Here is a 12,339-nt window from a genome sequence, read left to right as displayed (position 1 = left end):
GGTGAACGACCCTTTGGATCCAAGCTGGGGTTTCGGTACGCAGATCGGGGGAGTTCGATGAGCGAAAGTGTTCGTCCACGTGCGGCGTCGTCGGTCAAGACGTGGGATGCCGAGGCGGACGTCGTGATTGCCGGATTCGGGACGGCTGGGAGCGCCGCCGCCGCTGAGGCCGCCGCTTCGGGCGCCGAGGTCCTGGTCCTCGAGCGGACCAGCGGGTGGGAAAGCGCGGCCGGCGCGCTGTCAGGCGGGCTGATCTATCTCGGTGGTGGCACCGACATACAGAAGGCGTGCGGATTCGATGACACGCCCGACAACATGTTCACCTTTCTCGTGGCGGCCATGGGTCCCGGAGTCGACGAAGCGCGTTGCCGGGTGTACTGCGACGGCAGCGTGGACCACTTCGACTGGCTGGTTTCGTGCGGCGTCCCGTTCAAGGCGAGCTTTTGGGAGACCCCCGCTTGGGAGATACCGCTCGACGACGGCCTCATGTATTCGGGCGGGGAGAACGCGTATCCGTTCAACGAACTCGCAGCGCCCGCGCCACGCGCCCACGTTCCGCAGATGGAAGGGAAGAAGACTGGGCGAAGAGGCGGCGGCTGGATGCTGCTCAACCATGTGACCAAGACTGCCCTCGAACTCGGCACCCAGATCCGCTACGACACGTCCGTCGAAAGGCTCGTCGTCGACGAAGACGGTGCCGTCGTCGGGGTGATCGCGCGCAACTACGGCAACGAGGTCGCCGTACGCGCGCGAGGCGGCGTCGTGCTGACCACGGGCAGCTTCACCTACTCGGACCGCCTTCTCGAGTACAACTCCCCGTGGCTGCTCGGACGCCCCGGGTCGGCAGTCGAGGCTCACGACGGTCGGTCGATCCGGATGGGGCAGGCCGTCGGGGCAGATGTCCGGCACATGGACGCGTTCGAGTGCGCGCTCGGCATCGACCCGGCGCTGCTCGTACGCGGAATCCTCGTCAACTCGAACGGGCAGCGCTTCATCAACGAGGACACCTACCCCGGGCGGATCGCGCACGCGATCCTTCGCACCCAGGACAACGACGCGTTTCTCATCATCGACGAGGCCAGCTACGAGGAATCGCCGGAACCGCTCCGGCTGAAGTTCCTCAAGCTCCGGCCGACTTGGGTGTCGGCCACTCCAGAAGAGCTGGAGAAAGAAATCGGAATGCCCGAAGGATGCCTCCGAGCGACGGTGGACCTGTTCAACAACCACGCCGCATCGGGCACCGACCCCATGTTCCACAAGTCCCCCAAGTGGGTCCGGCCTCTCGGAAGTCCTCTTGGAGCGATCGACCTGCGCGGGATGTGCAACGGCTTCACGCTGGGAGGGCTCGCCACGACACCCAACAGTGAGGTCCTTCACGTCGATGGAGACGTGATCCCCGGGCTCTATGCCGCCGGTCGCGCGAGCAACGGCATACCCGCTTGGGGTTACGCCAGCGGGACGTCCCTCGGAGACAGCACCTTCTTCGGGCGGCGCGCCGGCAGGTACGCGGCACGTGCAGCAGCGCCACGAGGGGGCTGATGCCCTAAGGTCATCTCATGGTTCCCCGCGGCACGACGCGCCGGCTCCGCCAGCCCCGAGTGGCGGAGATGGTCGCCGGCGAGCTGCGCGAACGAATCATCAGCGGCGAACTTCCCGATGGTTCGTCCCTTCCCAAGCAGGATGAGTTCATCGAGGAATTCGGCGTCAGCAAGCCGTCGGCCCGCGAGGCGTTTCGCATCCTCGAAACCGAAGGGCTGGTGACGGTCCAACGCGGAAACGTCGGGGGAGCCATCGTCCACCTCCCGAAACCGAACGCGGTCGCCTACACCCTGTCTCTCGTACTCCAAGCGCGCGACGTGTCGCTCGAAGATGTGGGCAAAGCCCTGCAGCAGATCGAACCGGTGTGCGCAGCGCTTTGCGCAGGAAGGCCGGACAGGGACAAAGAAGTGGTGCCCGTGTTGCAAGCGGCTCACGACCGGCTGAGCCGCGCGTTGTCGACGCCACTCAGCAAACGTGACGAGCAGGAGGTCACCGACGCTTCACGCGCGTTCCATGAGGCGATCGTCGAAACGTGCGGCAACGAGACGATGATCGTTGTCGCCGGCGCTTTGGAGACCGTTTGGTCAGCGCACGAACGGTCTTGGTCCGCCCGGGTGGCTGAGGCAGGGCGCTTTCCGGAACCTCGGCTGGGCGCAAAGGCTCTCAAAGAGCACGCAGAGATCCTTGCGGCCATCATGACCGGCAACTCCGATCGCGCGGCGCGAGCGGCCCGCCGGCATCTCGCAAGCGCCCAGCTCTACCCGCTTTCGGAAAGCCCAGACGCACCGGTCAAGGCGACCACGCTTCGCCAGCTGGTCTAGATCACGGCTGCGGTCGCAACAGTGTCTGCGGCACCCGGCCGTCCAGGTCGGTGAAGGCATATTCGCGGGCCAGATCGGCGACGGCGAATACTCCCCCGCTCTTGGTCATCACATCCCGGTCGGCGGCCAGGGCGACAGCGGCGCGACCAACGAAACGCGGCGACTCTGCGCCCGCCAGGTCGAATGTACCTTCCGGTCCGAGATCGAGGAACTGGGTGCCGTCGTCGGCACGGCGGGCACCGAACATCACCAGCTCGGTCTTTACCAACCCAGGCCACAGCGACACGACCGCCACGCTGTGAGCGGAAAGCTCGTGGGCCATGTCCGCGGTCATCTTGTCGACGGCCGCTTTGCCAACGCCGTAGGGAACGTTGTGCGCGTACTGGATCGCCCCGGAAGAGGAGATATTGATGATCAGGCCTCGACCGTGCGCGACCATCGAGGGAGCGGCGTGTGCTGCCGCCATGTAGTGGGAGCGAACCCCGATGTCGATGACCTCATCCCATGCCTGCTTGGGAAGCTCCCAGAACGGCCGGTTGAGCCACTGGGCCAGATCGGGGGCCGCGAACACGTTGTTGACCAGGATGTCGATTCGGCCTTGGTCGGACAGCACCCTCTCGAAGGCCGCGTCGACCTGCCCGTCGTCATGATGGTCGCATTGAACGGCGACGCCTTTGCCTCCCAGCGCTGTGATCTCGCCGGCAGTTTCAGCGATCGTTCCCGGCAACCTCGCTCCGGCGGCGACCGTCCGCCCGGTGACATACACCGTCGCCCCGGCCGCGCCCAGCTCGACGGCGATCCCCTTCCCGATCCCCCGGCTGGCGCCCGTAACGACCGCGACTTTGCCCTCTAACTGGGTCATCCTTTCAATGATATAAATAAAAGCGGTGAGGAGGTCCCGATGCTCGTAGTCAAGACCGGGGTCGGAGCGCTCGAAGGCTCGACGATCACCGAACGATTGACCGGCAACCAGGTCGATCGGTTCCTCGGAGTCCCGTACGCACAGCCGCCGACCGGCCCGCGCAGGTTCCGCGCGCCCGTTCCCGCCCACCGATGGGAGGGCGTGCGGACTGCCCTGGATTACGGGCCCTCGTGCCCTCAGCTCACCGGTGGCCCTCTGTCGAGCCTGGTACCTGGCATGGAGGTCGGTCGCACAGCCGAGGACTGCCTCACCCTCAATGTCTGGACTCCGTCGGGGACGTCCGAAGCTCCTCTACCGGTGATGTTCTGGCTCCACGGCGGCGCTTTCACGATCGGGGGAACCGCCCTGGAGACCTACGACCCGTCTCTACTCGTCGCCGAACAGCAGGTCGTGGCCGTGAGCGCCAACTACCGGCTGGGCGCCCTCGGTTTCCTGTCCGCCGGACCGGAACTCACCGATTCGAACTGCGGGCTGCTCGATCAACTCCTCGCCCTGCGCTGGGTCCAAGACCACGTCGCCGCATTCGGTGGAGACCCCGACCGGGTGACCGTATTCGGCGAGTCCGCCGGCGCCGGGGCTGCGCTCCACCTGCTCGCCAGCCCCCTGAGCAAAGGTCTGTTCTCCGGGGCGATTCTCCAGAGTCCCGGCGCCGGACAGACCCTGACCGCGGAGCGCGCCGCGCAGGTCGCCGAGGTGTTCCTTTCGAAGGTCGGCGTAGGCCCTGGCGATCGCGAAGGGCTCGAGTCGATCCCGGTCGAGAAGATCATCGCCGCTCAGACCGAGGCGGCCTCCGAGCTTCGCAAGACGATCGGATCGATGCCCTTCCATCCGGAGATCGACGGGCACGTCCTCGATATCTTGCCGCTCGCCGCTGCGCGTTCGGGTCGCCTGGCACCTCGTCCAATTATCGCCGGGACGACGGCGGAGGAGATGCGGCTCTACGCCGACCGAAGGCTGGACCAGCTCGACTCGGCCACGCTCGCATCCGTCCTCGGGTCGATGGCGTCGACGGAGCTCGACCGGCCGTTTTCGACCGACGACATGCAGACGGTCGTGGAGTCCTACCTAGCCGACACGGAGTCGACCGGACGGGACGCGTTTGCGGCCGTCGCGACAGACGCGGTCATGCGCCTTCCTCTCGAGGAGTTCCTCGACGCGTACGCCGAATTGACCGGGCCGGTGTACGCGTACTCGTTCGCGTGGCGCGCCGCAGCGGGTGAACGCGACCCCGGGGCGTGTCACGCGATCGACTTACCTTTTTCTTTCGGAACCCTCGATCGGGCCGGCTGGGCTGAATTCACCGGCGCGGACGAAGACGCAGACCGCCTCTCTGCAGCCGTTCGCGCGGCGTGGGCCAGCTTCGCCCGTACCGGCGCGCCAGACGTGCCCGGAATCGCGTGGCCGCCGTACCGACCCCCGCAACGAGACACCCTCGTCCTGGGGCGCCGGATCGCCGTTGTTGAGGACCCTCTTTCCGAGGCACGCGTCCGGTGCGATCCGATCAAGCCTCGGCGCACCGGCGGGTTGGCGCGGTGGGCACCGAGGGTGATGCCGGGTATCGGACGGCGACTGACCCCCCATCAGGAGCTCGCCTGCGCGTTCCGGATCCTCGCCAGCACCGGGTTCAGCGAGAACATCGCCGGCCACATCACCGTCGCGGTTCCGGGCGGCGACCATCTTCTCGTCAACCCTTGGGGCCTATGGTGGGAGGAGATCACCGCCTCGGACATCTGCGAGATCACCTCCGGTGGCGAGGTCGTCGACGGGCGTTGGGATGTCACCCCCGCAATCCACATTCACACCGAGCTGCACCGGCGGCGTCCGGATGCCCGCGTGGTGGTCCACAACCATCCCTATTACTGCACGGTTCTCGCCGCGGTCGGCGTTCTGCCCGAGATCGCCCACCAGACCGGATCGATGTTCGACGGCGACCTCGGTTTGGTCTCCGAGTACGACGGCGAGGTGGACGACGCCGACCTCGGCCGCCAGCTGGCAGACCGGATCGGGAACAAGTCGGTGGTCGTCCTCGCCAGCCACGGCGTGATCGTGACCGGGCCCACCATCCATGAAGCCGTCTACCGGGCGGCGAGCTTCGACCGCATGTGCCGCCTTACCTACGACACCATGCTTCTCGGCCGGGCTGTCCTGCCGATCCCCGCCGAGCTACGGTCGGCGATGAAAGCCTCGCTGCTCGAGCGCGGCTCGACTGTTTACTGGGAGGGAGCCGTGCGACAGTTGCTTCGCGACGCACCCGAGGTTCTGAGCTAGGGGACCTTGGGACAGGCCCATTGGAGGAGGCTATGGTCAAGATCGACGATCTTCAGCGGGGCTCGTTCACCACGGCAGCGCGGGGCGACCAGCGCTCCGTCACCTTCCTGCCGGAACCTGCACGACAAGCTCGCCGTTACACCGTCGTCTCCGCCGACGATCACATCGTCGAGCCGCGTCACACCTTCGACGGCCGGGTGCCCAAACGGCTGGCAGACCGGGCTCCGCGGGTCGTCGAGAAGGCCGACGGCACCGAGACCTGGGTGTACGACGGGCAGGAGATCCCGAACGTGGGATTCAACGCCGTGGTCGGCCGCCCGGTCAGCGAGTACAGCTTCGAGCCGGCCCGGTTCGACGAGATGCGCAAAGGCGCGTGGGATATCGACGAGCGAATCCGCGACATGGACATCAACGGCGTGTACGCGTCGCTCAACTTCGCTTCGTTCCTCCCCGGATTCGCCGGGCAGCGCCTCCAGATGTCGACGGACGACCGGGACCTCGCGCTGGCATCGGTTCGCGCTTGGAACGAGTGGCACATCGAGGAATGGGCGGGCAGCTATCCGGAGCGGATCATCCCATGCCAGATCCCGTGGCTGCACGACCCTCGCGTCGGCGCCGACGAGATCCGCCGGAACGCCGAACGGGGCTTCAAGGCGGTGAGCTTCACCGAGGCGCCGCATCTTCTCGACCTCCCGTCTTTGCACACCGGCCACTGGGACCCGTTCCTCGAAGCGTGCGCCGAAACCGGCACGGTGATCAACCTTCACATCGGTTCGTCGGGCACGTCTCCCTCAACCTCCGAAGACGCGCCGCCCGATGTTGTCGGGGTTCTGTTCTTCGCTTACGCGATGTTCGCGGCGGTCGACTGGCTGTACTCGCTGGCTCCGGTTCGTTTTCCCGAACTCAAGATCTGCCTCTCTGAGGGCGGCATAGGGTGGGTGCCGGGGCTACTCGACCGGCTTGATCACATGCTTTCGTACCACTCGATGTACGGCACGTGGAAAGGCGTCGACTTGACGCCGGCAGAAGTGCTGAAGCGCAACTTTTGGTTCTGCGCAGTCGAGGATCCATCCGCCTTCGACCTACGGGAACGGATCGGAGTCGACCACATCCTCCTCGAATCCGACTATCCGCACTGCGACTCGACCTGGCCGCACACCCAGGCGACCATCGACGCGGAGATAGGTCATCTCCCCGTCGACGACATCCGGAAGATCACGTGGGAGAACGCCTCGCTCCTCTACCGCCATCCCGTCCCTGCGGCGGTGCAGGCCGACCCCAACGCGTACTGAACCCCTGGGGACACGACCCGCATGAGTTTCCCACGTGAATTTTACCGGGTCTGAAGTCCGCCAGTTCCGCCGCGACGGTTGGTGGCAGGAAAAGACCGTTGGGGAAATCGTGCATGAGCACGCGTCGCGTCAACCGGGCGCGGTCGCCTTCGTCGAGGACGCAACGTCGACCACCTGGGCGCAGTATGACGTGAGAGCCGATCGCCTGGCCGCGGTCCTCGCCGGCTTGTTCGACGTCGGCGACCGGGTAATCGTCCGTTTCCCGGACGGGGCCGCCGTGCACATCGCTTACGTTGCCGCCGAGCGGGCGGGACTCGTCGTGGTGGGCATAGGTTGGCGAGCCGGCCCGGCCGAGGTTGCCCACCTCGCAAAATTGTCGGGAGCGCGGGGTCTTGTGACTCAGGCTGGGATCAACGGCGGTCGTGCCGGCGAGGGATTGGGATCACTCGTGCATGTCGCCGTACCGGAGCGCGCGGATGGCGAGATCCTGGTCGGCGGGCGCCCTGCTCCGCCGCACGACGCTTGCGAAGGTTGGGCCAACCGGCGACTCGGCCCCGACGACCTGTTCATGCTCAACTCGACCTCGGGGACCACCGGTCTGCCCAAGTGCGTGATGCACACCCAGAACAGATGGTTCGCCTTTCACCGCCTGGCGTTGGAGGCGGGAGCGATGTCGAAGGACGACGTGTTCCTGTCGGCGATTCCTGCACCGTACGGGTTCGGGCTGTGGACCGCGCATTTCACGCCGGCGATCCTCGGCTGCGCTACTGCGGTGTTGCCGCGCTTCTCGGTGGACGGGCTTGTTCGGTCTGTCCAGCGCGACCGCATCACCGTGCTGTGCTGCGTGAGCACGCAGTTCATCATGCTGCTCAACGAGGCCGAAGAGAACGAGTGTGACCTGAGCTCGTTGCGGGTGATGTTCACCGGTGGGGAGGCCGTGCCGTACGAGCGAGCCCGCCAATTCGAGGAGCTGACCGGCGCGGTCGTGCTGCAGTTCTACGGTTCCAACGAGACCGGCGCGCTCAGCCGCACGACCCTGTCCGACTCGCCCGAACGCCGCTTCACCACGGCCGGGCGAGTGATCCCGGAGATGAACGTCCGGCTGTTCGCGTCAGAACTCCCCGGTCGAGGGCAACCCGGATGCCGGGGTCCCCTGCTCAGCCTCGGCTACTGGGAGGATCCCGAAGCGAACAACCAGCTGTTCACCGACGACGGCTGGATGCTCACCGGGGATGTCGTCGAAGTCGACGGAGAGGGCTACCTGAGCGTGGTCGGGCGGACATCTGACTTCATCATCCGCGGAGGGAAGAACATCAGCGCGCCCGCCGTGGAAGCCGAGATCGCCAAGCATCCATCGGTCTCGCTGGTCGCCGCGGTGGGTGCTCCCGACCCGGTGTTCGGCGAGCGGGTCGCGGCATTCGTGACATTGCGCCCGGATCGGCAACTCGACCTCGACGACCTCCGGGCGCACCTCCAGTCCAAGGGGGTCACCAAGGAGTGGTGGCCCGAGCGCCTGGTTGTGCTAGACGAAATGCCGCGCGCATCGGGCGGAAAAATCGCCAAGGGCGAGCTGCGTAATCTCTTCACCCGCGATCCCGGCCGCAACGGCCAAACGAAGGAGGAACCGTGAGAGGGTTGACCGGTAAGGCCGTTCTGATGGCGGGTGGCGCCGGCGGGATCGGCACCGCCACGTCTTTGCGGTTGGGCGCGGAGGGCGCCCGGGTGGCGGTCGGCGACCTGAACACGGAAGGTGCCGAGGCGGCAGCCGCCCAGATCGAGCAGGCCGGAGGCGAGGCGTTCGCGATCAGCCTCGACATCGGTGACGAGGGATCGGTCATCGCGGCGGTGAACGCGACGGTCAAGGCGTTCGGCGGGCTCGATGCCATACACATCAACGCCGCCGACCTTTCACCCGAAACCATCGGCGAGGACACCGACGCGGTCAGCATCGACCTCGGCGCGTTCGACCGCACGATACGAACGGGCCTCCGGGGCCATCTGCTGTGCACACGACTTGCGTTGCCCGAGATACTCGCTCGCGGCGGCGGCGCCCTCGTCTACACCAGTTCGGCGGCTGCCTTCGTCGGCGAACCGGAACGTCCCGCCTACGCCGTCGCAAAGAGCGGGATCAACGCCATCGTCCGCCACGTCGCATCGAAGTGGGGGAAGCAAGGCGTCCGCGCCAACGCGATCGCACCCGGCCTGGTGCTCACCGAGACCGTCCAGGAGGGCCTCGACCCCTCATTCCGCGCATCGGTCCTGAAAAGGCAGCGGAGCAACCGGCTGGGCCGTCCGGACGACATCGCAGCGATGGTCGCGTTCCTGATGTCCTCGGACGCGGAGTGGATCAACGGGCAGGTCATAAGCGTGGACGGCGGAGCAACCCTGCGTTAGCCGGCACCGCAATCGGCTTGGGTAGGCCGGGCCGTGGCCGAGGCGCGCACCGACATGTCCAAAAGGCTGAGTCCGGACGCTCCTGAAGGCCGCAACTGACAAGATCCGCGCCGTGATCAATCAGCCATTCGAGCCACCCGGCCCGGGGACTTGGGAACTGGATCCGGTCCACTTTCCCCGTCCCGTCACCCGGTACTGGGCAGAAATGCACCCCGAACCGTTCCAACTGGGGGTAGCCGAATTCAGCCGCCATTACGGGATGTTGATCGGCGGCATGCAGATGGCGTACGTGAACGGCTTCGCATACCGGGCCCTCGCTCCGGTGAGCGAGGACGAGATACCAGAGCGATTCCAGCGCGCCGAAGCGGTGTTCGCGCAGAAGCTGTGGCGGGACCAGCTACGGGAATGGGACGAAGACGCCAAACCAGCAGCCATCAAGACCCACCGGCGACTTCAGTCGGTGGATCCGGATTCCTTGTCAGACACAGACCTCGTGGCATATCTGGGCAGATGCCGGGACCATCACTCACAGATGATCTACCAGCACATGCGGTTCACCGGCGCAGCGATGATCTGCGTCGGCGACTTGCTCGTGCACGTCGGCGATTGGGCGGGCGTCCCACCCTCCGAGGTGCTCGGCATGATGCGTGGAGCCGCGCCGGTGTCGGCCGGAGCTTCTGAGGAACTAGCCGGCTTGATCCGCGCGTTCGAACGAGACCCGGCGGCGCGGGAGATCCTCGAGTCAGAAAGCGAGCCCGAAGTCGCGCTCGACAAGTTGCGTTCTCTCGGCAACGACGTCAGTACGGAGCTCAACGAATACCTGGACCTGGTCGGGTGCCGCCTTCTCGACGGCTTCGACATCTCCGGGCGGTACGCGCTGGAACTGCCGGACGCCCTCCTCCGCGCGATCCGGACCACCGTGGAGAAGGGATCGGCGGTCGCCTCCGACGTTGACTCCCAGATCGCTGGAATCCGCCAACAGGTCCCCGAGGAGCACCGCGCCGAATTCGACGATCTCCTCGGAGAGGCCCGCCTGATGTACCGGATCCGCGACGAACGGGGAGTCTTCAGCGACATATGGGCGTCCGGGATCATGCGACGTGCAGTCGTGGCGGCCGGTCGCCGACTTGCTCGGACCGGACGTGTCGCCGACCCTGAGCACTTCGTCGACGCAGGATTCGACGAGATGACTTCCATCCTGTCCGGATCCGCGGGTCCCTCCGCCGACGAACTCGCGGAACGGTTCGACTACCGGACCTCGCACACCGCTAAGGAAGCCCCTCCAGTGCTAGGTCCGCCGCCAACGCAACCGCCGGATCCATCCGGCCTGCCCGTCGCACCGGCGCGTCTCATGCGAGCCATCGGGGTCGCACTCGGCGAGCTGTTCGGGAGCTCCGAGGCCGAGCACGAGGAGGCACTGTTGCGGGGCCTGGCGGCCAGCGGTGGCGTCTACCAAGGTCCCGCCCGGCGCATCTCGGGTCCTACCGAGTTCGACCGGATCGTGCAGGGCGATGTTCTCGTGACGGAGTCGACGACCGAAGCGTTCAACATCCTGTTGCCGCTGCTCGGCGCCATCGTCACGGATAGCGGCGGGCTTCTTTCGCACTCGGCGATCGTGGCCCGGGAGTACGGCATCCCGGGAGTGGTTGGCACGCGTACGGCGACCGATCTCATCCCCGACGGTGCAACCGTACGAGTCGACGGCGACGCCGGCGAGGTGACGATCCTCAAGTGAAAGGGCTCGAGTGAACGGGGCAGTCCCTCTCTCGGACGCGCACGACGAATCTTTGTATGGGGCCAAGGCGGTCGGCCTCGGCGCGGCTGCCAGGGCGGGTTTGCCGGTCCCCCCCGGCGTCGCGCTCGCAGGACCACTGACCGACGCCGTCGCCTCAGGCCAGGACGAAGCGATCGTAGAAGTGATGGAGGCAGCCGGATTCCTCGCCGGTCCGCTAGCGGTTCGCTCGTCCGTTGTGGACGAGGACGGCGCGGCGGCGAGCTTCGCCGGTCAGCACCTCACCCTCCTGAACGTCCCGTCACGCACCGATCTGAACGCGGCAATCCGCGAGGTCTGGTGGTCGGCGAACTCCGACTCCGCGATCAGCTACCGGAAGCGGGTCGGGCTGTTCGAGCGCCCCAGCGTGGGTGTGGTCGTCCAGGCCCTCCTCGACCCCGACGTGGCCGGCGTGATGTTCACCCAGAACCCGATGAACGGGGCCGACGAGCGGGTCATCGAGGCGAGTTGGGGGCTAGGCGAGGCCGTGGTCGCGGCCCGGGTCATCCCCGACCACTTCCGGGTAGACCGTCATGGGGAGATACTCGAACGGACCCCGGGGCTCAAGAAAGTCGCCATACGGGCCGTCGCCGACGGGGGCACGGTCGAGAAGGATGTGGAGCCGCAACTGGTAGAGACTCTCTGCCTCGACGACCAGCAGGTCCAGCTGCTGAACGACCTGGCCACTCGCTGCGAGGAGGTATACGGCCCAGGGCGCGACATCGAGTGGGCATACGCCGACAAGCAGATGTACCTGCTCCAGTGCCGTGCGGTCACCAATCGCTCGGCAGGTGGGCGCTCGGCAGGTGGTTCCAGGGTGGCCGCGTCGGAGCGCCCGGCCGAGGTCATCGAGCAGGTACCGCTGTTCACAGGTCTGAGGGACGGCGATATCGCCCAGATCGGCAGCATGTTCAAGGAACGCACGTTCGCGGCCGGCGAGACGATCACCAAGGAAGGGGTCGGGGCGGCGGCCTTCTACGTGATCGAGTCCGGTGAGGCGTCGGTATCAATTCGCGGCAAGCAGATAGCGACCCTCGGTCGTGGGGACTACTTCGGCGAGATCGCGCTTATCGACGAGGGATCTCGGTCGGCCACCGTCGCCGCCGCCACCGACGTCGTCTGCCACGGGCTCACCTTCTGGGAGTTCCGTCCGCTCGTCCAGACCAACCCGACGATCTCCTGGAACCTCCTGCAGACCCTCGCCAAGAGACTGAGATCAGCCCAGGATTCCTGAGTCGCCTCTGCACTGGATCTAACCCCGCTCGGAGACCAGGGAGTTCCCCGGGTTCGAAGCAGTACCCGAAATGCGATCGTCATTGAGGACGATGGTCA

At 66.3% G+C, this 12,339-nt stretch carries 9 protein-coding genes; 8 read left to right on the top strand and 1 reads right to left on the bottom strand.

Going from position 1 to position 12,339, the window contains the following annotated elements; all coding sequences use genetic code 11:
* Both VFZ97_09130 and VFZ97_09125 read left to right on the top strand, forming a co-directional pair.
* Window positions 1–1,539 (top strand): FAD-dependent oxidoreductase (locus VFZ97_09130; protein HEX6393592.1); only part of this gene is annotated, 1,539 nt, incomplete at its 5' end.
* A 17-nt stretch (window positions 1,540–1,556) separates the two neighbouring features.
* Entirely contained in the window at window positions 1,557–2,360 is an 804-nt protein-coding gene (locus VFZ97_09125; GenBank protein HEX6393591.1) for an FCD domain-containing protein, read from the top strand.
* A gap of 1 nt (window position 2,361) precedes the next feature.
* Here the strand turns inward: VFZ97_09125 and VFZ97_09120 are convergent, their stop codons facing one another.
* The gene (locus VFZ97_09120) at window positions 2,362–3,222 is read right to left on the bottom strand and encodes an SDR family NAD(P)-dependent oxidoreductase (GenBank protein ID HEX6393590.1); all 861 of its coding nucleotides are present in this window, start codon (window positions 3,220–3,222) and stop codon (window positions 2,362–2,364) included.
* A gap of 39 nt (window positions 3,223–3,261) precedes the next feature.
* Here VFZ97_09120 and VFZ97_09115 point away from each other — a divergent pair, with 39 nt between their 5' ends.
* The 6 genes from VFZ97_09115 (at window position 3,262) to VFZ97_09090 (ending at window position 12,241) form a co-directional block, all read left to right on the top strand.
* Window positions 3,262–5,550, top strand: a complete 2,289-nt coding sequence (locus VFZ97_09115) for a carboxylesterase family protein (protein HEX6393589.1) — start codon at window positions 3,262–3,264, stop codon at window positions 5,548–5,550.
* Between the two features lie 32 nt (window positions 5,551–5,582).
* Window positions 5,583–6,842 carry an amidohydrolase family protein gene (locus VFZ97_09110; GenBank protein HEX6393588.1) on the top strand — a complete coding sequence of 420 codons (1,260 nt, stop codon included), beginning with the start codon at window positions 5,583–5,585 and terminating at the stop codon, window positions 6,840–6,842.
* Window positions 6,843–6,876: 34 nt separating this feature from the next.
* Window positions 6,877–8,472: a class I adenylate-forming enzyme family protein gene (locus tag VFZ97_09105; protein ID HEX6393587.1), complete on the top strand. Its 1,596-nt coding sequence runs from the start codon at window positions 6,877–6,879 to the stop codon at window positions 8,470–8,472.
* The gene (locus VFZ97_09100; GenBank protein HEX6393586.1) at window positions 8,469–9,236 is read left to right on the top strand and encodes an SDR family oxidoreductase; all 768 of its coding nucleotides are present in this window, start codon (window positions 8,469–8,471) and stop codon (window positions 9,234–9,236) included. Before VFZ97_09105 ends, VFZ97_09100 begins: the two co-directional genes overlap by 4 nt.
* 112 nt (window positions 9,237–9,348) lie before the next feature.
* Window positions 9,349–10,971, top strand: coding sequence for a PEP-utilizing enzyme (locus tag VFZ97_09095; protein ID HEX6393585.1), 1,623 nt, complete (start codon window positions 9,349–9,351; stop codon window positions 10,969–10,971).
* 10 nt (window positions 10,972–10,981) lie between these two features.
* On the top strand, window positions 10,982–12,241 hold the full coding sequence (locus VFZ97_09090) for a PEP/pyruvate-binding domain-containing protein (GenBank protein ID HEX6393584.1): 1,260 nt from the start codon (window positions 10,982–10,984) through the stop codon (window positions 12,239–12,241).
* Window positions 12,242–12,339: the final 98 nt, after the last annotated feature.

It is taken from the genome of Acidimicrobiales bacterium (assembly GCA_036378675.1).
Lineage (GTDB): Bacteria > Actinomycetota > Acidimicrobiia > Acidimicrobiales > Palsa-688 > DASUWA01.
Note: the sequence above shows the minus strand (reverse complement) of the source record. Positions and strands in the feature narration are given on the sequence as shown.